A 23,076-nucleotide genomic window follows, 5' to 3' on the forward strand; every position below is an offset into this window, starting at 1 on the left:
GGAAGGAGGAAGGCCTTATGAGTCAAAGAACTTATCAGATTGCCGTTATGCCTGGTGATGGGACTGGCCCAGAGGTCATTCGGGAAGGGGTCAAAGTTCTCGAGGCTGTAGCCAGAAGATTTAACCTCAAGTTTAATTGGAATTATTTTGACTGGGGTGGAGATAGATATCTTAAAACAGGAGAAACTATTCCTGCAGGGGGTATAGAGGAGCTTAAAAAGCATGATGCCATCTATCTTGGTGCCATTGGCCATCCTGATGTTAAACCAGGAATCCTTGAAAAAGAAATACTTCTTAGAACCCGTTTTGAACTTGACCAGTATGTTAATTTAAGGCCTGTAAAGCTTTACCCCGGGGTATGGACTCCCATTAAGGATAAAGGTCCCGAAGATATAGATTTTGTTGTAGTAAGAGAAAATACCGAAGGTCTTTATGCTGGAGGAGGGGGCTTTTTGAGAAAGGGGACTCCTTATGAGGTTGCAGTGCAAGAGTCCATCAATACTCGCATGGGAGTGGAAAGATGCATCCGTTTTGCATTTGAATATTGCCGAAAGAGAAACAAGAAGAAAAAGGTAACCCTTGTGGGGAAGACTAATGTTTTGACCTTTGCCTGGGATCTCTGGTGGAGGGTCTTTCAGGAGGTTGGTGAAGAGTATCCAGATATTGAAAAAGATTATGCTCATGTGGATGCCACTTGTATGTGGTTTGTGAAAAATCCGGAGTGGTTTGATGTGATTGTAACCGATAATATGTTTGGGGATATTATTACAGATCTCGGAGCTATGATCCAGGGAGGAATGGGAATTGCGGCAGGGGGAAATATTAATCCCCAGGGAGTCTCAATGTTTGAACCGATTGGAGGATCTGCCCCCAAATATACGGGTAAGAATGTGATTAATCCACTGGCTGCTATTTGTGCAGGTATGATGATGCTTGAATGGCTTGGGGAAAAGTTTAAAGATCAGGCCTTAGTGGATGCCTCTTCAGCTATAGAAAAGGCAGTAATTAAGGTTTGTAGAGATCACTTAAAGAGTCTTTCAGCAGGAAAAATGGGCTATACAACTCAAGAGGTTGGAGATTTAGTTGCTAAATACTCCGAAGAAGGAGTTGATCTATAAATTTTGGGGGCTTTGCCCCCTTTGATTTTATTCAAAGGTATCTACTTTATCTACGGGATTCTCCTTCATTATCTGGGTTAAGAATTGATTTTATTTGAGAAAAATTAAAAAGGCTATAAAAGTAAAAATTTATAAATTGGAAGCAAAAATTAAGTGTTCAGGGAGGAATTAAAGATTTTAATGGTGGAGGCGGCGGGAATTGAACCCGCGTCCGAAGATAGTTCAGATTAAACCACTACAGGCTTAGCCTGTGGAGGAATCTCGTAGAGAGCTCGTCACAGGCACCGAAGCCCTCTACCAGGCAAGAGGTATCTTGGAAATTCCTGTCTTGCCACCAGGAATCCCCAGAGCCTTCCTTGGTCACGCCCCTTGAGGCCGGAAGGCAAAGCACTCAAGGAACGAGGCTGCACTTAATTAAGCAGCCTGAGCGTAAGCGTATTCGTTGGCAATTGTGTTTTTGCACCCTTTTTAACGTGGCGAGTGCGACCACGGCCTGCGATTTAACCCTACCTATCCCCGTCGAGCCCTTTTCGCCCCCATCTTTTTAAAGAACTAAAATTAATATAAAACCTTTAGGTAAAAATTCAAGCTCTCAAATTGCCTCATTAAAAATCTATTTGAAATTTTATCGTTGCCTCATATAAAAAATCTCAGCTCCTCTCTTGAACCTTCACGAAAAAACTATCTATTTCGCCCCTCTTAAAATTACAAGCTTAGTTCTTTCGCAAAGCTTATTTTAAAGGAAAGAGGGCTGGAAAAGTAAAGGAGCTTTAAAGAAAGATAAGGAGATATCAGAAAATGTTTGAAAGAGCATACTTAGAAAAAAAGTATTTATTCCCAGGAAAAATTGACAGGAAAAAAGAGGGGGTAAAAATGAGCATAAGTTCAGATCCTTACAAGAAAAAGGAAGGGTTGATCTTTCATGAGAATCATTTGAAAGACATACATTTCCAGGGGAAATAGAAAATTTTTCCCAGAAAGGAAAATTTTTCCAGTCCAATTCCTGAGAAAGCTTGATTTTTCTTATTTTTTCGATTGGCATAAAGTTTGATTCTTTTTAGAAGAAAAAAAACTAAAAGTGAGGTGTAGGGAATGAAGGTGATAAATAATCTTTTTTCACTTAGTCCTGAAGGCCAAATTCCTGGATATGGTTCAATGCAAGAAGGCCTGTTTCTTCAGGATTTTTTAATCCTTTTATTTGCTTATTTAAATCAAGGTGAGCCTACTCTATCAACCAATCCAAATCTTACTAAAGAGGTCTCTCTAAGCCTAAAAAACAACGATTCCATAACTGACAAATTGCCATCTCTCTCTAATACCCAGCAATTTTTCCTTAAAGATATTGAGAATTCAATATCTAATCATCTTACCCAATTACCCCTTCCTGATTTTGTCTTTAATACTTCTGGTGATCTAAAAAATTCATCTCAATTAATTAAAAAATTTACTCTAAATGAAGAATGGAAATATTTTGGAGATGAATTTTCCAATCTTTCATTATACATAGCCTTTACCATGATATTGCTTGAGAGATTTTTCAGTTATGATTCTTATAAGTTAAATACTAATCAGGAAAGTCAGGGATCTCCAATGAATAATTTTCCTGAAAAAGGGTTTTTATTAAGCACTTTAAATTTTGATTCCCATCAAATTCAAGATCAAGTTAAAGAGGTGCTTACTTCTATAGAGAGAAATATTAGACAAATTGATACAGAAAAAATAGAAAACTTTTTTGAAACTTTTAGTTCTTTAAATAAACTATCAGGTGAGACCCAAGACTTTTTAAAAAGCTATTTTGAGACACTAAGGGCTGAGATAAAAGAAGGGTATAACCTGCATGAAAATTTAAATCTTACAAAGATTAAAGATAGTTTTTCTCAGCTTTCAGATAAAGCAAAGGAGGAGATAAAAGGTCTTATTCAGCAGGCAAAGGAGGAGGTAAAAGAGGTTATCCTTCAGGAGAAAGGAATAGGTAGCAACCCACATGAGGTATCTTTGCAGAGGTTTTGGTTATCAGGGGATGGGAAGCCTCTTCTTTTAAAGGTAAAAACTTTTTCTGTTAAGGAAGATTTTTCATCTGATTCTAAACAGCAGGTTTTAATTCAGAATCCAGTGGATTTTTATTTAAAGGGAAAGGAGGTCAACAGCCAGGCAGAGGCTTTTTTCCAGGAAAACAGGGTATTGTCACCTAAGGTGCAGGCTGGAGAGATTCATCACTTTGTAAGGGAATTAACTATTGAGATAGTGCCTTCCGGGGAAAGAAGGGCAATTGTTCAGCTTGAGCCACCTGAACTTGGAAAGATGGAACTTGAAGTCAAGGTGCAGAATGGAGAGGTTGAGGTGCATGCCCGTGTAGAAAAACTTGAGACCCTCTCTCATCTTCAGCAAGATTTTTCCCAGATTAAGACCCAACTTGAGGATCTGGGCTTAAGGCTTAAGGATTTCCAGATTTCCCTCGGGCTTTCTCCAGAGGGGAAAAATTTTGGTAATGGTGAGGAAAAGGGTAATCAGAGAAAGGGTAATAAATTCGGTGAGGGGGTTATTACTCAGGTTGAGGGTGGAGAGGACAAAAGTCCTCTTTATCATCAGGGAAGATTATATCGCATAGTTTAAGAAGAGGAGGAGGTAAGAAAATGGCGGTTATAAATAACATTGATGAAAAGACAGGACAGCCAGCTAATCTTTCAAGGATCCCTAAGAAAGTGCTTGATAAAGAGGCCTTTATGCAGCTTTTTATCACCCAGCTTCAGTATCAGGACCCAATGAAACCCATTGAGAATCACGAAATGGCTTTACAACTGGCAGCCTTCAATCAGGTGGATCAACTTATGAATCTAAATGACAAGCTTTCTCAAATGGTGGATTTATATAAAGCTAATGAGTATACCCTTTTTGCTAATCTTGTTGGGAAAGAAGTTAAGATTGAAGGTAATACAGTAAGAGTGGAAAATGGGAAATTTCTTGGTGCAGAATTTGAGCTTTCTAATCCAGCTAATACTGCCCTTGTTACCATAAGGAATGCCCAGGGCCAGATCATAAAGACTATGCCCCTTTACAATCTCCCACAAGGCATAAATAGGGTTGACTGGGATGGAACTGACGATAGAGGTAATCCAGTGCCAGATGGAAATTATAAAATTTCTATAACTATTGGAACGGGAGATAATGCTCAGAGTGTAACGCCAGTTGTTATAGCGAGGATTACAGGAGCTACTCTTGGAGACAAACCTACGCTTAAGGTAAACGATATTGAGACTATTAGTCTTGATAAAATAAAGGAGATTTTAGGGAGGTAAGTCCTATGAGTCTCTTTGGCAATATGTATATTGGATACTCTGGGCTTTATACAGATACCATTGCTACAAGGGTATCTGCTGACAATATTGCTAACTTGAATACTATTGCTTTTAAGGGATCTCGGACTGAGTTTGCCAGTAGGCTCGTAAGGGAAAGCGAAGTTTTTGGAAGGGAAAGGGGGATTGGATCAGCGGTCAAGGATATTCGCTCTATTTTTACCCAGGGACCAATTCAAAGCACAGATGTCCCCACAGACCTTGCTATATCTGGGAAAGGTTTCTTCGTATTAGCGGATAAAAAGGGCAATTTCTATTATACCAGGGATGGACAATTTTTTATTAATGATGCAGATAAGGATCATTTTACCTTACAAAATGCCCTTGGGATGAGCCTTCTTGGAGCAGACCCCACTGCAACCTCTGCAGATCTTGCAACTCTTAAACCTTATATTATTCCCAAGGTCATGTCCTCCAAGGCAACATCTACCCTTTCTGTCGAACTTATTCTGGATGCAAGAACCCCTGTAAATAGCCAGAGTTTACTTGACAAATATGATGCTTCTTTAAGACCTGATAAACCTTTAGAAGAGGGAGCATATAACTGGGTCTTTGACTGGTATATCTATGATCAAACCGGAGAGATGATACCAGTAAAACTTTATGTAGATAGAGGAGACTCTGCTAATACTTATGAAGTGCTTTTTGCCCTTGCTGATCCAGCTAAGGATGGAAGGGGAGATGGAAAGATGAAAGGAGCCTTTTTATACGGCACCTTAACCTTTGGTGGAGGGGGTGAAATAGTTTCAGCAGATTTTTCTCAGGTCTCCCTTGATGGCACTTTAACTCCCCTTGATCTAACAGCCCTTGGAAAGCCAAAAACCCCTTTAAACATAAATGGAAGAACCCAGGAAATAACCCTTGATCTTGGTTTTACTGTGAATCCAGATGCTTCTATAACCCGGGAAAGGGGCTCTATTAAAATGATAGCCAATGCCTTTACCCAGCTTGGATTTATCCAAGATGGTTATCCTATGGGAATTTTTGAAAGAATTGAAGTTATAAATGAAGAGGGTCTTATTAAGGCCTGGTATACCAACCAGAAAGAAATTGCGGTTGCAAGGATTTTTCTTGCAGATTTTTCAGGTTATGAAGATTCCCTGGAAAAATTAGGAAATGGGCTTTTTAGAACCAGGCCTGGTGTTACCACCTATTTTTTTGCTCCAAGTTCTGCTGAAAGGGGAAGAATAGTATCAGGTGCCCTTGAGGGCTCAAATGTGGATCTTGCAAATGAGATGGTGAATCTAATTATGCTTCAAAGAAGTTTTCAGAGTAATTCCCGGGTGATAACAACTTCAGATCAGATGCTTGAAGACTTTTTGAGACAGAGGTAAAACCAGTGATCTTAAAAAAAATTAAAAAATAACCGAAAATAAAAAAAGGGGGTGATTTTATGGGTTTAACAGATGCACTTTTTACTGGAACAAGTGGATTAAGGGCCCTTGGGCATGGAATGAGTGTTATTGGTGACAATGTATCTAATCTTAATACTACCGCCTTTAAAGGGGCTCGGATTACCTTTTCAGACATTATGGCCCAGTCTATTAATACAGCCGCAGGTTCTGGTCAGCTTGGAAGAGGTTCTGGAATTCAGGCTCTATATCAGCTTTTTACTCAGGGTGCCTTTGAATCCACAGCAAGTCCAACTGATATGGCTATTGCAGGGGCCGGGTTCTTTATGGTTAAGAACCCACAAACTACAGGTGGAATCTTTTATACAAGGGATGGACAGTTTGTAATTGACAAAGAGGGCTTCCTTGTTAATCCCCAGGGATTAAGGGTTCAGGGCTGGAAAATTGATGAAGTAACCAATGATATTACAGGAGCTTTAACTGACATCCGTATAGACCGTTCTTCTCCTCCAGTAAAAACTACAAAGGTTGATATGATTACCAATCTTGATGCAAGAACCGAGGCAAGAAGTAATGTTATCAATCTAAGTGGTAATCTCAAAGATGCAATAGGTGGTGGAGGCACCTCAGTATCTAATACTTTTGTAATAAGGGATATTGATGGAAAAGATAATAAAATACAGGTTACTTTAACCTGGGATGTGGATATACAAAAATGGAGCTATACCATTACTGATGTTGCAAGTGGACAAATTCTCTCTTCAGGAACAAATGTTACTTCTACCAGGACAACTATAGAACTACCTTCAACAAAGGAACAGATAATTTTTGACTGGAGTAGTATTACTCATGATAGTGCCGCTGACGATAGCTTAAATATTCCTGGAAGAACAGGAAGAATTGAAATTAACCCTACTGGAATTACACCGGGTGCGTGGACTTCATATTATTTTGATAATGTAGTGGATGCTAATGGAACCTCAAGGGATATAAGAGTTTGGTTACAATATGACAACACTACCTCAAGATGGAATTATTATGTTTTTGAAAATCCAACAGATGGTGCTACAGAGCCCTCTGAAGAAACAGGAGCAATTCAACTTGCAAGAGGTGAAAAATCAAATGAGACCAATATCTTTTTCTTTCTTGATGGAACCTCTCAGAGGATCAATCTTGATTGGTCAACCACTAATCCCACTAATCCCACTACATACATTTTACAGGAACCTCCTACTCTCTTTTCTTCCTGGGATGCCAAAAAAGAGGTGCCAATTCCATCTACAGCCTATGCCTATCGTTCCACTATGTTTGTATATGACTCCTTGGGAACACCCCATGAAATCACCTTTTATTTTAATCCAACCTCAAAGGACAATGTATGGGAAGTTCTTGTAGCTTGCAATCCAAATGAGGACCAGCGGGATTTTACAAGAGATACCAATCCCATGCAATGGCAATATGAAGAGGGTGCTGTAACTCAAAAGGTCTCTATAGATTCGGGAAAGGTTTTTACTGAGGAAAAAAGAGGAGTATTAATGTATGGAAGGCTTGAATTTGATAATCAGGGTAATGTGAAAAAGTTTTATGAGACCTACAGGCTTGATGCTAACACAGGAGCCCTTGTGCAGATAATTCAGGGATATGCCCAAAATGGTCAACCAGTAGCCTTACCAGAAGATAAATACGGTGCCCTTGGAGCCAATGGATATCCTTTGATAGTAGCAGATTTCCTTGGCATTGATTTCACTTATGATCATTACGCTCCCAATGATGTGAATCAAGGATCCCTTAGAAATGATCTACAACAAATTGAACTTAATTTTGGGTATTTTTATAAAGACACCTGGCGCTCTGAATCCGTTCGCACAACTCAATATGCAACCTCTAATGCTACTCTCTTTTATGATCAGAATGGTTTTGGACCAGGAGCCCTTGAAAACATATCTGTTGACAATGAGGGTCGTATAACTGGAATCTATTCCAATGGAAGGGTTATTCCTCTCTGGATGGTGGGATTAGCAAACTTTAATGCCCCAGAAAGATTGCAGAAAGTGGGTGGAAATCTTTTTAGAGAAACCACCCATTCAGGACCGCCTGTTACTGGAAAACCAGGCACAAATGGCCTTGGAACCATTGCCCCAAACTCCATTGAACAATCTAATGTGGACCTGGGAGAACAGTTTGTGAAAATGATCATCTTTCAGAGGGGCTTTCAGGCTGATTCTCGTATCATTACAGTTTCAGATACCATGCTTGAAGAACTCATTAATCTCAAGAGATAATCAGGCCTTAATCCGGGGAGAGGCGTTCCCTCTCCCCCCTTGCATAGGTTTAATATTCTTACAAAAAAAGAAGGGTGGTTAGTTTGGTAAAAAGGAAGTTATTTTATCTCACCTATCCTTTTTATTGTCAATTTTTCCCTGAAAATAATTTCCTTTTTTCTTTAAATATACTCTCTGAAGCATTTTCTGATATCTCCTTATCTTTATGTAAAGCTCCTTTACCTTTCCACTCGCTCTTTCCTTTGAAATAAGCTTTGCTAAAGAACTAAGCTTGTAATTTTAAGAGGGGCGAAAAAGATAGTTTTTTTTGTGAAGGTTCAAGAGAGGAGCTGAGATTTTTTATATGGGGCAACGATAAAATTTTGAATAGATTTTTAATGAGGCAATTTGCCCCTTGTAAAGTTGTAAATTTAAATCTAAAATAAAGCTATGTCCCCAAATTTAATTCTTTATCAGGCCAGTGCTGGCTCTGGAAAGACCTATCAACTCTCCTTAAGTTATCTTAAACTCTTGAAGTGCTTTTCTCAATCAAAAAAAGAGGCCTTAAAGGGCATTCTTGCTATAACCTTTACCAATAAGGCAGTTTATGAGATGAAGGATCGCATTATTTCCTTTCTTAAAGAGATAGCTTTGAAGACAAATAAAGGCCTTATTCTTGCTCAGGAAAGTGGTCTCACTCCTCAGGAAGCAGAAAATTTTTTAGAGGAAATTTTTCTCCATTATGATTATCTTGAAATTAGAACCATTGATAGCTTTTTACTTAAGCTTTTCCGAGGGTTGGCCTACGAGTTGAATCTCCATCCTGATTTTAAAATCAAAAACTATTTAGATGATACCCATATTGAAAGGGCTCTCATTCGCCTCTTTGAAAAAGCTCAGCTTGATGAAAAAATCTGGCAATTTTTAGAGGCCTTTGTGGACTTTCTTTTAAGCTATGAAGACTCCTTAAAAATAAACTTTAAGAGCAAAATAATTTCAGAACTTGAAAAATTAGTTAATCTTTCCACTTACCGGGAGGAACTTCTCCGCACAAATGAAGAATTTGATACCTTTGAAGAAAATTCCTCTGATAAACCTACAACCTCTTTAAGAGGACACCTCTATTTTAAACTCTGGAACTTACTTAAAGAAGAATTAGAGAAGGTGCTTAATGAAGAAGGCACTCTCTATATGGGGATCTGGAAAGAAAAACTTGCTCAGACCTTACAGAGGGACTTTTTACCCTGGATTTATCTGAAACTTGGAAATTTGCAGGCCTTTATCATTGATGAGTTTCAGGATACCGATAAATTGCAGTGGACTGCAATTTTTCCCTTAGTTGAAGATCTCATAAGTAACCGCAAGCTTTTTCTTGCTGCAGGTGATACCAAACAGTCTATTTATCGCTGGAAAGGAGGAGATCCTGGTCTCATTCGTTCTCTTAAAGAGAATTTAAGAGATTATGGGCTTTCTGAAAAAAATTTAAATTTTAATTTCAGAAGCTCTCTGTCTATTGTTGAATTCAATAACTCTTTTTTTAATTTTCTTAAAAATGAGGAAGAACTTAAAAAAGAGATATTAAAAAGGATTGTTTTTGGAAAAAACGACAAAAAGCCAGAAGAGGATCTTTTATCCTTAGCGCAGAGTGAATTTGATGAACTTTTTTCCCATATTACTCAGTCTGCTAATAAAGATCATCCCGGGAAGGTTTTTATTGAATGGCTCCCTGTGAAGGGAGAGACTCAAAAGTTAGCTAACGCCCTTATTTATCAAAAGATTAAAGATATATTAGAGGAGCTCAAGAACAAAGACTCCTTAGAAAATACCGCCATTCTTATGAGGGAAAACAAAGAGGTCATTGAGATGTCAGCCTATCTTTTATCCCAGGGGTTTAGTGTTATTGGAAGCTCTTTTTTAAAGTTAAAGGAATCTCCACTCATTAATACTCTGGTTTCCTATTTAAGGCTCCTTTATGGCTATGAGGATGAAATATCTCTCGCTACTATCCTATTGGGTCTCTTTAAAGAGAGGGGAAAGGAAATTCTCTTAAATTATCAAAAAATAAGACCTTTTAAAAATTTGGATTTTACCCTTCTTAGCTATCTTAAAACTTATGAATCTTCCTTTTATAAGGAAGCCTTTGAAATTCCCCTCAGTAAGGGAAGATTACTAAATATTTACCAGTTTGTGAGATTCCTGGTAAGTTTCTTTTCCTTGGAAGAGGCCTTTCCTCAGGAAAAACCCTATCTTTGTAAATTTTTAAGCTTACTGCTAAGATTTACCGCTCAAGAAGGAGACCCCTTAGAGTTTTTAGATAACTGGGAGAACTTAGCTGAGGAGGAAGAGGTTGAACTTCCAGAAGAAAGCTCAAGCATTAAAGTCATGACTATTCATAAGTCAAAGGGGCTTGAATTTTCTAAGGTAATTGTTCCCCTAAACTTTAATACCAGAAGGTATCAACCCCCTCTGGGTTTACTCTTTACTGAAAAGGGGGTGCATAAGGGAAAAAAGGATGAACTTCCTCAAGAGTTACTTTATCTCTATTATTTGGAAAAAATTCAGCATTCTTTGGAGATCTTTAATCTTTTTTATGTGGCCTTTACAAGAGCCATGCAAAATCTTTATATTCTTGTTCCAGTGGGTTTAAAAAATAATTTTGATTCCGCTGAAATTTTTATTCAGATTTTTGAATCTTTAAAAGAGCAAGTCTCCGTCCTTAAAGTGAAAAATTTTCTTGTAGAAAGATCTTTAAATCTTCATAATTTTTAAGAACTTTGATGGCTTTAAGAGCGGGGTTTTTATAAGACACTAAAGGGACAGAGCAGGCTAAACAAAGCCTCTCATCAACAGCTGAGTCTCCCACATAAAGGGTATTTGAGGGGGAGCACCTGAAGTGTTCAAGGATTGAGCTAAGAGCCCTCGGGTCATTTTTGGGAATTTCAAGGGCTGTGCGAATTAAATGAAAGTATTTTTCAAGATCAAAATGTCTTAAAAGGGGGAGGGTTGAGGTTGTGCGATTGGTGCAAAGGGCTATTTTGACCCTGCTATAAGCCCATTCTAAAAACTCAGGGAGCCCGGGTTCCATTTGCATATAAACAAAAAAATCAGAATAGGGTGTTTTTTTAGCTATTTCAAAGGCAAGATCTTTAAGATCAGGATGCCTCCGAAAAAGAAATTCTATACACTCAGGAAGCGAGTGCATGTGCACATATTCAAGCTCTTCCTCTGTCAAAGGGCTCCTACCCGTTGCCTTGAGAATGGAATTATAATACTCTTTATTAGCTAAACGGGAATCAAAAAGGACCCCATCACAATCAAAGACAAGAAGTCTAAGAGGTTTTTTCATTTTTTTCTTGTAAGTAAGTAATCAGATATGTATAAAAGGGCTTCTTTATATGGAGAAGGAGGAAGAAACTGGAGATAATCTTTGGCAGTGTCAATAAAGGATCTGGCTTTTTGAAAGGTAAGTTCAAACCCTCTATTTTTTTCAATAATTTCATAGGCCCTTTTAAAATCCTTAGCCTCTATATCCTTACTTTTTAAAAGCCTAAGAAGTTCCTTCTTTTCTTGAGCTGGTGCTAAATTTAGAGCGAAGATAATAGGAAGTGTTACCTTGCCCTCGGAGAAGTCCTTGCCAAGGTCTTTACCTGTTTCTGCACTAACATAATCAAGGAGATCATCAATCACCTGAAAGGCCATACCAAGGTTGTATCCGAAATTAGCAAGCTCCTCCGCCTTTTTATCTTCAACTCCAGAAAGAAGTGCTCCAACCTTACAACTGCAAGAGATAAGGACGGCTGTTTTCCTATAAATCACTTCATAATAGGCCTCTTCTGAGATTTCTGTGTCATCTAAATGGAGAAGCTGAAGAACTTCACCTTCACTCATAAGCAGAGTGGTTTGAGTAATTTCCTCCATTATAGAGGGATTTTGAAGGGAGCTTGCTATTTTAAGGGCCTTGGCATAGAGATAATCTCCAACCAGGATTGTTGCCTGATTACCCCAGAGGTTTCTTGCAGCCTTTCTTCCCCTTCTAAATTCTGCAGAATCAACTACATCATCATGCAAAAGGGTGGCTACATGAAGATATTCAAAAAGAAGAGAGGTCTCATATAAACTATTTTTTAAGTCAGGGTTTAAGGCCTTAGCAGAAAGAACACAGAGAAGAGGACGAACCCTTTTCCCACCTGCAAAAAGCACATATTCACTAACCTTATTTATAAAGGGATGTTGGGATACCCTTAGACTTTGCAAGGTCTCCTCTATTTTTGAGATCTCATTTTTAATAAGATTCAAGGGATTTTCCACAGCAATATTAATATAACCCGAGGCATGAGCATTTCAAGTATCTCTAAGCGTCCAGGTCTTTTGAAACAAAAATCTGCATCTTTCCCACCCCTCCTTTTTCTGTAAGGATATGAACTTATGTAGGTATCATTAGAGGATGCTACTTACTCTTTACTTTTTTATAAAAGGGCTTATATTCACTAATTAAGCTATGTTGAAAGCAGGCAAACCCAAAGTTGAACGCATAAACCTCACACAAAAACAAAATTTTCTCTTTAATTTTGATCTCAAACCAGTAGAGCTTGAAAATTACTTAGATGAGTATCTGATTGGGCAGAAAGAGGCCAAAGGGATTATTGCTACCAAGATCTGTACTCACTTTCATAAAGCCAAAAATCTCTTGCTCAAATCCCATCGTCTTGATAATGTGGGTTTTATTAAAAATAATATTATCATCATCGGGCCAACGGGAGTTGGAAAGACCTATACTCTCAAACTTATAGCTCATAAATTAGGAGTTCCCTTTGCCAAAGGGGATGCTACTAAATATAGTGAAACTGGCTATGTTGGGGGAGATGTAGAGGATCTTATCCGAGACCTTTATTATGAAGCTGATGGTGATCTGGAGAAGGCTCGTTTCGGGATTGTTTATTTAGATGAGATTGATAAGATAGCTTCTCCCGGAGATATTATTGGCCCAGATGTTTCAAGGACTGGGGTTCAGAGGGCCCTGCTTAAACTTCTTGAAGAGACTCAGGTGGAGATCAGGACACCTCAAGAGGGCCTTCAGATGCTTGAATTCCCTGAGGAGAATAGAAACAAAAAAGGGAAAACCACTCTTAATACCAAATATATACTTTTTGTTGTCAGTGGCGCCTTTCAGGGATTAGAGGAAATTATAAAAAAGAGACTTAAAAAGCAAAGTCTTGGTTTTCTCTCGGAGATTGAAAAAAAAGAAGAACAAAAAATAAATTATCTAAAATTTGTGACCCCTGAGGATCTTGTTAATTATGGATTTGAAAGGGAGTTTGTGGGAAGATTCCCGGTTATTGCTGTATTTGATCCCCTTACTGAGGAAGAGCTCTTTGAAATTCTTGCTAATCCAAATAATGTAATAGTTTTAAACAAAAAGCGGGATTTTAAGGTCTATGGCATAGACTTAGCCTTTACGGATTCTGCTTTTAGAGAAATTGCCAAAGAGGCCCTTAAAGAAGGCACAGGTGCAAGGGCCTTAGCGAGAATTTTAGAGCGAATTCTTATTCCCTTTGAGAGAACTCTTCCTTCTTATCAGATAAATATTCTTGGTGTCACAGAGGAACTTGTTAAAGACCCGGAGGGCTATCTCAGAGCTATGCTTTCTAACCCTGAGTCCCAAAAATGGGATGAAGCTTACAGAGAAGCAATTTTTGCTGAAAGAGATAGGATCCATTTATATCTGGAAAAGAAAAAAACTCAAAACCAGAAACTTCCTCTTGAGATAACCCCTAAGAGATTAAATCTCCTCTTTGATATTTACAAAAGTGAAGAGGTAGAGGTAACGCATGCCCTTGAAGAGCTTTCTTCAATTTACAGGCAGGTTAAGGCCTATGAGGGGAGTTTCTCTAAAAGAAATCAGATTCAGGCTATTTTTACTGATGAGGCTATTGATTATGTGATGGAAGAGGTCTTAAAAAGGGATCAAGGGGTTTTTACCTTTTGTGAGAGGGCCCTTGCCAGACTGGAATATACCTTTTCTTTTTTAAAGGAAACCACTAAGAGGAATAGGTTTTACATTACTAAAATGGCCTTTTTAGATCAGGATAAATTTTTAGAAGAGCTTTTAAAAAGTTGAGATGATCTTAATTGCTCTTTCAGAGGCTATTTTTTCTAAGATAAAAAAGGTTCTTGAGGAGCATCAATATAAGTATGAAAGGGTTGAAAGTGGGGAGGAGCTTCTTGAAAGGGCTAAAAAGTTAAAGCCTCAGCTAATTATATTAGAAAAAGATCTCCCCCTTCTGGATGGCTTTGCAGCAACACTCCTTCTCAAAAGTCATCCTAAGACCAAGGACATACCTGTTTTAACTATTTGTAAATGTGATTTTTCAGAGGAAAGAATCAGGGCTAAGGATAGCGGAGCTGATCTCGTTCTTCTCTATCCTATAAAAGAGGAAGAGGTTGTAGAGGCCATCTCAAAGTTAATTAAAAATAAGTGAGGAGGCGATTAAATGATAGGAATTTCAAAATTATATTGTGGGACAGTTGAGGCTTCAGATCCCCTGAGGTATGGTAGGCGTGCCAAGGATCTTCCCTCTCATCTTTTGCAGTTTTCTGAGGATAAAAGACCAGTTGTTGTCTGGAATGTGACACGGGCCTGTAATCTCAGGTGTATTCATTGCTATGCCTCTGCGGACAATAACCCTGCAGAAAATGAATTAACAACTGAAGAGGGCTTCAGGCTTCTTGAAGATTTAGCCCAGTTTGGGTGTCCCGTTGTCCTTTTCTCTGGAGGAGAGCCTCTGGTTAGACCTGATATCCTTGACCTTATTCACAAGGCAGTAACCCTTGGTTTAAGAGCAGTTCTCTCAACGAATGGCACCCTTATTGATTCCTCTCTTGCTAAAGAACTCAAAAAGTTTGGTCTCTCATATGTTGGAATTAGTCTTGATGGAATAGGGGAGGTCCATGATCGCTTTCGGGTTTCCCAGGGATGCTTTGAAAAGGTCGTGAAGGCTATTGAAAACTGCAAAAATGAGGGTATCAAGGTTGGTTTGAGGTTTACAATTAATAAATTTAATGCCGAGGAGATTCCCAAGGTCTTTGATTTTGTTGAAGAGATGAAGATTCCAAGAATATGTTTTTATCATCTTGTTTATGCTGGAAGAGGGAGCCGGCTTGTTGAGCAAGATTTAACGCATGAAGAGACCAGAAAATGGGTTGATTATATTATTGATAGAACTAAAGAATTGCATGATAAGGGCCATAAGGTTGAGGTTCTCACGGTGGATAATCATACTGATGGAGCCTATCTCTATTTAAGGATGAAAGGAGAGGGAAATCCCCGGGCTGAAGAGGTCTATCAGCTTCTCCTGATGAATGGAGGTAATAATACAGGGGTAGGAATAGGTTGTGTCTCCTGGGACGGTTCAGTTCATCCTGATCAGTTCTGGAGGCATTATAGCTTTGGGAATGTCCGGGAAAGACCCTTCAGTGAAATCTGGATGGATACAAGGGATCCCCTAATGGCTAAACTTAAGGAGAAGAAAAAGCATGTTAAAGGAAGATGTGCTAAATGTAAGTTTTTGGAGATCTGCGCAGGAAATTTCAGAGTAAGAGCTGAAGCGGTTACAGGGGATATCTGGGCCCCAGATCCTGCTTGTTACCTCACGGATGAAGAAATTGGAATAGCTTAGATATACATTTAATTTCAGGGGGTAGAGTATGGGAAAAATTGAAAGGGCTTTGATCAGTGTAACAGATAAGAGGGGAATAGTTGAATTTGCGCGGGAGCTTTCTAATCTCGGGATTGAAATTATCTCTACAGGGGGCACTGCAAAAACTATAAAAGAAGGTGGGGTCAAGGTCACAGATATTTCAGAGCTTACAGGATTTCCAGAAATCCTGGGAGGGAGGGTCAAGACTCTGCATCCTATGGTGCATGGAGGTCTTCTCTTTAAGCGAGATGACAAAGAACATGTAGAAACTGTCCAAAGGATGGGGATTAAGCCCATTGATCTTGTGGTAGTTAACCTTTATGCCTTTGATAAGGTAGTTTCTCAAAAGGGAGATCTGGATACTGCCATTGAAAACATTGACATTGGCGGACCAACCCTTCTCAGAGCCAGTGCTAAAAATTTCAAATATGTAACTGTAGTGATAGACCCTGCTGATTATTCTAAGGTTCTTGAGGAAATAAAAGCTTACGGAAATACCACCCTTAAGACTCGTTTTGAATTAGCTAAAAAAGTCTTCAATCTTACCAGCTCCTATGACCGAATGATCTTTGAGTATCTCTCTACCTTTGAGCTCTAAGATATGAATTATGTTTTGCGTTGTCCTGGCTGGAGAAACCTGGGAAGAAATTTATACTCAAATTGAAGGTGCTAAAACCCTTACTCATCTTTTTGAGCTCCGTTTAGATTATCTTGAGGATTTTGCGGAAAAGGAGCTAACTAAGATTTTGGAGAGGAACTACCGGTTTATCTGCACTTTCCGATCTAAAGAAGAAGGAGGAAGGAAATCATGCTCCCCTGAGAAGAGATGGGAAATTCTTTCTAAGTCAGCCAGCTTAGGGGCTTATCTAATTGATGTGGAGTGGAAGCATCTCTATCTTGGAAAATTAAAATCATCCATCAAGAAAAGCCCCTTTTTTCCAGAAAAGATACTTTTTTCCTATCACAATTTCCAGGAAACTCCTCCTTTAAAAAGCTTGAAAGATTTGCTAAGGAGAGCCTCCTTAGAAGGAGCAAGGTGGTTTAAGATTACAACGCTTGTTAAATCCTTTTCTGAGTCACTTAATCTTTTAAGCTTAATTCCCTATGGGAAGGAGTTGGGTATAGAGGTTATAGCCTTTGGCATGGGTGAAAAAGGAAAACTTTCAAGGATTTTAAGCCTACTTTCTGGAGCACCTTTTACTTATGTATTTCCTCAAGGAGGCAAGGCTCTTGCCCCAGGCCAATTAGATTTAATACAGGCCAAAAGACTTTACGAGGTCTTAACCAGTGTATAAAGTCTTTGGGGTTATTGGGGATCCAGTTTCCCATTCTCTATCACCAGTTATGCATAATAGTGCCTTTAGAGAACTTGGCCTTAAAGCGGTTTATGGCGCTTTTCAAGTCAAAAAGGAAAATCTTAAGTCTGCAGTGGAGGGTATTCGGGCTCTAAATATTGGAGGAGTCTCCGTAACTATTCCTCATAAAGAGAGTATTTTCCATTTCCTTGATGAAGTTGATGAAGTAGCACAAAAGATTGGGGCTGTAAATACAATAATTAACAAAGAGGGAAAACTCATCGGTTATAATACAGATTGGCTCGGGGTTTTAAAGGCCTTTGAAGAAAAGGGGGTGTCTTTAAAAGAAAAGAGGGTAGTTATTCTTGGGGCAGGGGGAGCCAGCCGGGCTGTTGTATTTGCGGTAAAGGCAGGTCTTGCTAAGGAGATCTATATATTAAACCGTACCTTTGAAAAGGCTCTTAAGCTTGCCGAGGATTTTGGAGTAATTCCCCTTCCCTGGGAAGATTTAAATAAGGCTGAAGGAGATATCATTATTCAAACAACCAGCATAGGCCTAAAAAGTCAGGAATCCCCTGTGTCTCAAGAAATTTTAAAAAGATTTAAGATTGCTATGGATATCGTCTATCTTCCCTTACATACCCAGTTCCTAAAATTAGCTAAGGAATATTGCCAGATTATTGATGGCTTAAGAATGCTCCTTTATCAAGGAGTTGAACAATTTAAACTCTTTACAGGTATGAGCCCACCTGTTAAACTTATGGAAAAGGTTCTTTATGAAGAGGTAAAAAGATTAGAAGGAGAACTCAACCTTGGAAATTAAAAAGATTTTACCTTTAAAGAAATTTTACAGGCATTCTTTAAAGCTTCCTTCTTCCAAAAGTCTCACTCAAAGGGCCTTAATTTGTTCAGCCTTAGCCAGAGGCAGTTCTTTTATCAAAAATCCTCTTTTGAGTGAAGATCCATTACTTTTAAAATCAGCTCTTGAGGCAACTGGGGTTATTTTTGAAGGGAAGGAGGAAGGCTTTGAAGTAAAGGGTGTAGAGGGATTCCCAAGGCTTAATAAGAGTAAACTCTATCTTGGCAACAACGGAACAGGGGCAAGGTTTTTTTTGGCCTATTCTGCCCTTGGAAAAGGAGATTGGATTGATTTATACGGAAAGGAAAGGCTTCATGAAAGACCCATGTCTCCTCTAATTTCAGCTCTAAGAAGTCTTTCGGCTAAGATTGATTGTTTAGAACAGGAGGGGCACTTTCCTGTAAGGGTCTATGAAGGGAATCTAAGATCCGAGAGGGTTTCCTTGCCAGGATATGTGAGCAGTCAATTTATATCTGCCCTGTTACTTATAGGTCCCTATTTGCCTTTAGGGCTTGAGATTGCTATTGAGGGAGAGCTTTTCTCCAAAAGTTATGTGGATATGACCCTTGAAGTTATGGAAAGATTCGGGGTTAAGGTTGAGGTTAAATCTAATCTTTTTTATATCCCTCAAGGAAGTTTCAAAGCAAGTATTTACGAAGTCCCAGCAGATGCCTCAAGTGCCTCTTATTTTTTGGCTATCCCTTTGATTTTGGGAAAGGGAAGTATAATTATTGAAAATTTTGACTATTATACCAAGCAGGCAGATTCAGTTTTTTTAGAACTTATAAAAGACTTTGGAGGAATGGTAAGACCTATAGATCCCATAGGAGTAGAGGTTTTCTTTGAGGGGAGACCGAAGGCAGGCTCCTTTAATTTAAGAGATTGTCCGGATCTATTTCCCACGATGGCTATTCTTGGAGCTGTTGCCGAGGGAAGGACTGTTCTTTATGGAGCGCCTCATCTGAGATATAAGGAGACGGATCGAATAAAGGCGGTAGCTACAGAACTCAGTAAAATCGGGGTGAAGGTTGAAGAGCTTCCAGATGGCCTGATTATTTATGGAGGGGATAATTTTAATCCAGCCAGAATTGAGACCTATGATGATCACCGCATAGCTATGGCCTTTGCTATTCTTGCATTAAAAGCCGGACCTTTAGAAATTGAAAATCCGGATTGTGTTGCCAAGTCTTTTCCTAATTTTTGGGAGCTTTTTGAACAGCTTTATGCAGAGGATCCTTCTGATAGGCTTTAGAGGAGCTGGAAAAACTACTTTGGGAAAGGCCCTGGCTGAGGCCCTAAATCTTGCCTTTATAGATGCTGATGAAGAGATAGAAAAGAGAGAGGGAAGAACTATTAAAGAAATGGTTGAAAAGGAAGGTTGGTCTTACTTTAGGCATCTTGAAAAGGTCTTTTTAAAAGAGCTTCAGGAAAAGAAAAATATTGTCTGCGCCCTCGGAGGTGGTGCCGTTTTACACGAAGAGGAAATGGGAGCTCTTAAGCAAGATAGCCTTATTATCTGGGTTTTTGCAGAGCTTGATGAAATCAAGGAAAGGCTTTCCAGGGATTTTAAGACCCTCTCTCAAAGACCTGCCCTTACCGAACTTACATGGGATGAAGAATTGGAACTCCTCTATAAAGAAAGAGAGCCTCTTTATCAAAAATGGGCTCATCTTAAAGTGGATACCCAAAGAAATGACCAATCTCAACTTTTATCTCAAATAAAAACTTACTTTAATAAGGAGGAAGCCTATGGCTAACACGATTGCTGAAGCTATTAAAGAGGCAGTTACAGAAGTAATTACAACCTATACTGGTAATAGTCCAGAGCTTACTGCTACTGAAGCCCGCAAAGAAGACTTTGCCTTAGCAGAAATCTCTTCTATTATTGGTCTTACCGGGGAAAAACTTCAGGGTGCCTTTGTGGTGTCCATGGAAAGGGAGCTTCTCTTTCAGCTCATGCAAGCTTTATTAGGGGAGGCACCTAAGGATTTAAATCAGGAGGCCCTGGATATGGCAGGAGAACTTTCCAATATGATTTGTGGAGGATTTAGAAGAAGGTTTGAAAAGTTTGGGACCACCCTTAAGGCTTCCGTCCCAAGTATGATTACTGGGAAGGACTATAAAGTCCATTCTCTCTGTAAAACTCCCAGAGTAACCTTTAAATTTAAAGTGGGGGACCATCCCCTTTATATTGAGTTTTGTCTTGATAAAATAGGTTAAGGAGTCAACTATCAAATAAGGTAAAATAAAATGTCTATCATTGTAAATTACCCTTGCCTGTGGCAAACAAATTGAAATTAATAATCCTTATAGGCGGATGGCCTTGTTCTGGTCTAAAGGGTTCTCCCTTATAGCCTTTCCATTTACCAGGACTCTTAATCCCAGGATCAAGCCCTACATATTTGATGATCTTTTTAAAAGAAAAGTGAAGACTTCTTCAATTCGGATTTCAAGCAAAAAGAGTTCTTGGATGTGGATAGAAGAGATTTTTTGCAAAGGGGATATGCTTATAATATAAACAAAAAAATTGCAGGAGGAGTAAATTATGGAAATAAGAACTCATAGAAAGATTGATCAAAGTCTTAGTGGGACACCTGTTGAAATTACAGAGGGTAGGGCTGTAGTAAAATTAAAGACCGATGAGAGAATGGTTGCAGATGAAAAAGGGCTTATCCATGGAGGTTTTATCTTTAGTTTGGCAGATTTTTCTGCTATGCTTGCAGTAAATGAACCAACTGTAGTCCTTGCAAAAGCAGAGGTAAAATTTTTAAAGCCCGCTTTGCTGGGGGATGAGCTTAAAGCTGAAGCTGTGGTGAAAGAGATAGAGGGGAAAAAGAGAAAGGTTTATGTGGAGGTTAAAAGGGCAGAAGAGGTAATATTTACAGGGGAGATGCTTTGTGTGGTCCCTGAAAAGCATGTCCTTGATTAGAATAACTAAGGCAAGGGTTTAACATAAAGGGTAAAGCCCCTTTTTTCAATGACTTCAATTTTGGTGTCCTTAGAAATATTTACATCTGAGTAAGCCTGCCATATTTCTCCTTCTACAAAGACCTTGCCTCCGGAAGGAGTAATCTCTGTAATAGCTCTGCCGGTTTTACCCAAGAGGCCTTCCTTTCCTGAAACAGGTTCTTTTCTCAAGGTCTTAATAGCAAGATAAGTAATTCCGCCAAAAAGTGCTGCTGATGTTAGAACAACTGTTATAAGGAAAGGTTGATTAACTCGCAGGGAAGGGGGATTATGACCAAAGAGAATAAGAGAGCCAAGAAGAAGTGAGATTATAGCTCCAAGCGTAAGGAGTCCATGAGAGGTAATCTGGGTTTCAAGGAAGAAAAGGAGTCCTGAAAGGAGTATTAAGGCAAGGCCTGCATAATTCATAGGAATTATGCTTAATCCTAAGAAGGCAAGAATTAAACAGATAGCTCCAAAAACTCCGGGAAAAATAGCTCCGGGATGAGAAAGCTCAAAATATAAACCAAGGAGACCAAGCATGAGAAGAAAATAAACAAGATTTGGATTGGCAAGAACCTTTAAAAAGCGTGTTTTAAAGTCCTCTTGGATGACCTCAAGAGGGGCAGATTTCAGTTTGAGAATAATCTCTCTCTCTTTCACTTTTACCTTTCTTCCTTCAGCCTTTTGAAGAAGATCTTCAACATTTTGGGCGATGATTTCAATCACTCCCATTGAAAGGGCCTCTTTTTCTGTAATGCTTTTGCTTTTTTTGACAGCCAGCTCAGCAAAATCTGGATTTCTACCCCTTGTTTCGGCAAGATTTTTGGCCCAGGCTGAAAGATCATTGGCTACTTTTTCAAGCATCTTTGGATCCGCCTTCCCTGAGAGTTCAACCGGATGAGCCGCTCCTACATGAGTGGAAGGAGCCATGGCTGCAAGATGACTGGCAAGGAGAATAAAGACCCCAGCAGATGCTGCTCTTGCCCCTTGAGGACTTACATAAACAATAACCGGAATTTCACTCTGCAAAAAATTTTTAACAATATCTCGGGTTGAATCAACCAATCCACCAGGGGTGTCAAGTTCTACAATAAGGGCCTTTCCCTTTTGGTCTTCAGCATATTTAAGGGCATAAAGGACAAAATTAGCAGTCACAGGGGTGATTGCACCATCAACTTTAACCAAAAAGACCTTTTCCGCCTGAGCTAAAGAGGTAAAATACAAACAGAAAAAAATTAAAGGGATAAATTTTTTAAAAAAGGTCATCATATAATTTTTTAAAGGTCTTCAAATCCTCCCAGATGAGTCTTTTTACAGAGGGATTTTTAAGCATATAAGCAGGATGATAGGTAAATAATATCATAGTTTCCTGATAATGAAAGGGCCTTCCCCTGAGAGAAGATAGGCTTTCATGACCCTCAAGAAAGACCTTGGGGGGTAAGAAGCCAAGAGCCAAAACAAGTTTGGGTTTTAATAATTTTATCTCCTTGAGGAGATATTTTTTGCAGGCAAGGAGGGATTCTTCATCTGGAGACCTTCCTGCTATGGGTTTACATTTAACTGCTAAGGTCACATAAAAATCTTCTTTTCTTAAGCCAATACTCAAAAGCATTTTTTGAAGAGTTTCCTGAATGGCTCCAGAAAAGGGTTTTCCATAATAATCATCTTCTCGGTCAGGAAAATCTCCAATAAGCATAAGTTTCTTCCCTTCCCAATTTCTTTCGATAACGGGGTTTTTTCGTATCCGAAAAAGAGAACAATCCTGACATTGATAAATCCTCTCAATTAGCTCAGACCAATTATCTTCGGGCAAAGCCTTTTTTTTACCCAAAAGAGTTAAAAATTCAGGTAAAGCTGGGATTTCTGAATAACCAAGGCTTGCAAGATATTTAAAGTAATCTTTGATTATTTCAAAAGGTCTGAGGCTCTCTTTTGTCATGGTGTTGAATTTAATTTAATCCCTTTCTTTAACTCTGCAAAGGGCTTGAATTTACGAGCTTAGTTATTTTGCAAAGCTTATTTCAAAGGAAAGCGTGAGTGGGAAAGTAAAGGAACTTTACAGAAAAATAAGAAGATATCAGATATTTTTGAGAGCCTTTTTAGAGAAAAAAGGAAATTATTCCCTGGCATGCAAAAGAGGGGTTAAAATTAGATCTCCTAAATTTTTAAGAATAGTGTAAAATTATCTGGAT

At 38.8% G+C, this 23,076-nt stretch carries 20 protein-coding genes and 1 other RNA gene; 16 read left to right on the top strand and 5 right to left on the bottom strand.

What is annotated here, in order from left to right; translation table 11 throughout:
- The first annotated feature begins 17 nt into the window (after nucleotides 1-17).
- The gene (locus THC_RS08000) at nucleotides 18-1,118 is read left to right on the top strand and encodes a 3-isopropylmalate dehydrogenase (RefSeq protein ID WP_068515863.1); all 1,101 of its coding nucleotides are present in this window, start codon (nucleotides 18-20) and stop codon (nucleotides 1,116-1,118) included.
- Nucleotides 1,119-1,299: 181 nt separating this feature from the next.
- Here the strand turns inward: THC_RS08000 and ssrA are convergent.
- Nucleotides 1,300-1,656: a transfer-messenger RNA gene (gene ssrA / locus THC_RS08005) on the bottom strand.
- 554 nt (nucleotides 1,657-2,210) lie between these two features.
- On the opposite strand from ssrA, the gene THC_RS08015 reads away from it, so the two are divergent.
- The 5 genes from THC_RS08015 to THC_RS08035 all read left to right on the top strand — a co-directional run bounded on the left by THC_RS08015 (nucleotide 2,211) and on the right by THC_RS08035 (nucleotide 10,853).
- Complete coding sequence (locus THC_RS08015; protein WP_068515869.1) at nucleotides 2,211-3,731, top strand: flagellar hook-length control protein FliK; 1,521 nt, start codon at nucleotides 2,211-2,213, stop codon at nucleotides 3,729-3,731.
- Between the two features lie 20 nt (nucleotides 3,732-3,751).
- Nucleotides 3,752-4,414 (top strand): flagellar hook assembly protein FlgD, encoded by a 663-nt coding sequence (locus tag THC_RS08020; protein ID WP_068515873.1) that lies wholly within the window; start codon nucleotides 3,752-3,754, stop codon nucleotides 4,412-4,414.
- A gap of 5 nt (nucleotides 4,415-4,419) precedes the next feature.
- The gene (locus THC_RS08025) at nucleotides 4,420-5,805 is read left to right on the top strand and encodes a flagellar hook protein FlgE (RefSeq protein ID WP_068515876.1); all 1,386 of its coding nucleotides are present in this window, start codon (nucleotides 4,420-4,422) and stop codon (nucleotides 5,803-5,805) included.
- Nucleotides 5,806-5,864: 59 nt separating this feature from the next.
- A complete protein-coding gene (locus THC_RS08030) occupies nucleotides 5,865-8,105 on the top strand; it encodes a flagellar hook-basal body complex protein (RefSeq protein ID WP_068515879.1) in 2,241 nt (746 codons plus the stop codon).
- Nucleotides 8,106-8,534: 429 nt separating this feature from the next.
- Nucleotides 8,535-10,853 (top strand): UvrD-helicase domain-containing protein, encoded by a 2,319-nt coding sequence (locus tag THC_RS08035; protein ID WP_068515882.1) that lies wholly within the window; start codon nucleotides 8,535-8,537, stop codon nucleotides 10,851-10,853.
- On the opposite strand, the gene THC_RS08040 is transcribed toward THC_RS08035, so the two are convergent.
- Both THC_RS08040 and THC_RS08045 read right to left on the bottom strand, forming a co-directional pair.
- Nucleotides 10,801-11,430 (bottom strand): HAD family hydrolase, encoded by a 630-nt coding sequence (locus tag THC_RS08040; protein ID WP_068515886.1) that lies wholly within the window; start codon nucleotides 11,428-11,430, stop codon nucleotides 10,801-10,803. The genes THC_RS08035 and THC_RS08040 overlap by 53 nt on opposite strands.
- The gene (locus tag THC_RS08045; RefSeq protein WP_068515888.1) at nucleotides 11,427-12,380 is read right to left on the bottom strand and encodes a polyprenyl synthetase family protein; all 954 of its coding nucleotides are present in this window, start codon (nucleotides 12,378-12,380) and stop codon (nucleotides 11,427-11,429) included. The genes THC_RS08040 and THC_RS08045 overlap by 4 nt, the downstream gene beginning before the upstream one ends.
- Before the next feature lie 202 nt (nucleotides 12,381-12,582).
- Here THC_RS08045 and THC_RS08050 point away from each other — a divergent pair, with 202 nt between their 5' ends.
- From THC_RS08050 to THC_RS08100, 10 genes are all read left to right on the top strand, one after another.
- The gene (locus THC_RS08050; protein WP_068515890.1) at nucleotides 12,583-14,202 is read left to right on the top strand and encodes an AAA family ATPase; all 1,620 of its coding nucleotides are present in this window, start codon (nucleotides 12,583-12,585) and stop codon (nucleotides 14,200-14,202) included.
- Nucleotide 14,203: 1 nt separating this feature from the next.
- Nucleotides 14,204-14,563: a response regulator gene (locus THC_RS08055; RefSeq protein ID WP_068515894.1), complete on the top strand. Its 360-nt coding sequence runs from the start codon at nucleotides 14,204-14,206 to the stop codon at nucleotides 14,561-14,563.
- A 12-nt stretch (nucleotides 14,564-14,575) separates the two neighbouring features.
- The gene (gene ahbC / locus THC_RS08060; protein WP_068515899.1) at nucleotides 14,576-15,760 is read left to right on the top strand and encodes a 12,18-didecarboxysiroheme deacetylase; all 1,185 of its coding nucleotides are present in this window, start codon (nucleotides 14,576-14,578) and stop codon (nucleotides 15,758-15,760) included.
- A gap of 28 nt (nucleotides 15,761-15,788) precedes the next feature.
- Nucleotides 15,789-16,379: an IMP cyclohydrolase gene (locus THC_RS08065; RefSeq protein WP_068515903.1), complete on the top strand. Its 591-nt coding sequence runs from the start codon at nucleotides 15,789-15,791 to the stop codon at nucleotides 16,377-16,379.
- A 10-nt stretch (nucleotides 16,380-16,389) separates the two neighbouring features.
- The gene (locus THC_RS08070) at nucleotides 16,390-17,076 is read left to right on the top strand and encodes a type I 3-dehydroquinate dehydratase (protein WP_068515905.1); all 687 of its coding nucleotides are present in this window, start codon (nucleotides 16,390-16,392) and stop codon (nucleotides 17,074-17,076) included.
- Nucleotides 17,069-17,899, top strand: a complete 831-nt coding sequence (locus THC_RS08075; protein ID WP_068515908.1) for a shikimate dehydrogenase — start codon at nucleotides 17,069-17,071, stop codon at nucleotides 17,897-17,899. Before THC_RS08070 ends, THC_RS08075 begins: the two co-directional genes overlap by 8 nt.
- Entirely contained in the window at nucleotides 17,889-19,187 is a 1,299-nt protein-coding gene (gene aroA, locus THC_RS08080) for a 3-phosphoshikimate 1-carboxyvinyltransferase (protein ID WP_068515911.1), read from the top strand. The genes THC_RS08075 and aroA overlap by 11 nt, the downstream gene beginning before the upstream one ends.
- Nucleotides 19,159-19,692: a shikimate kinase gene (locus THC_RS08085; RefSeq protein WP_068515916.1), complete on the top strand. Its 534-nt coding sequence runs from the start codon at nucleotides 19,159-19,161 to the stop codon at nucleotides 19,690-19,692. The genes aroA and THC_RS08085 overlap by 29 nt, the downstream gene beginning before the upstream one ends.
- Nucleotides 19,685-20,155 (top strand): chemotaxis protein CheX, encoded by a 471-nt coding sequence (locus THC_RS08090; RefSeq protein ID WP_068515919.1) that lies wholly within the window; start codon nucleotides 19,685-19,687, stop codon nucleotides 20,153-20,155. Before THC_RS08085 ends, THC_RS08090 begins: the two co-directional genes overlap by 8 nt.
- A 325-nt stretch (nucleotides 20,156-20,480) precedes the next feature.
- Nucleotides 20,481-20,864 carry a PaaI family thioesterase gene (locus THC_RS08100; RefSeq protein ID WP_068515923.1) on the top strand — a complete coding sequence of 128 codons (384 nt, stop codon included), beginning with the start codon at nucleotides 20,481-20,483 and terminating at the stop codon, nucleotides 20,862-20,864.
- A 5-nt stretch (nucleotides 20,865-20,869) separates the two neighbouring features.
- On the opposite strand, the gene THC_RS08105 is transcribed toward THC_RS08100, so the two are convergent.
- Complete coding sequence (locus THC_RS08105; protein WP_231938347.1) at nucleotides 20,870-22,108, bottom strand: NfeD family protein; 1,239 nt, start codon at nucleotides 22,106-22,108, stop codon at nucleotides 20,870-20,872.
- 28 nt (nucleotides 22,109-22,136) lie between these two features.
- Nucleotides 22,137-22,823 (bottom strand): uracil-DNA glycosylase, encoded by a 687-nt coding sequence (locus THC_RS08110; protein ID WP_068515928.1) that lies wholly within the window; start codon nucleotides 22,821-22,823, stop codon nucleotides 22,137-22,139.
- Nucleotides 22,824-23,076 lie beyond the last annotated feature (253 nt).

The organism is Caldimicrobium thiodismutans, assembly GCF_001548275.1.
Lineage (GTDB): Bacteria > Desulfobacterota > Thermodesulfobacteria > Thermodesulfobacteriales > Thermodesulfobacteriaceae > Caldimicrobium > Caldimicrobium thiodismutans.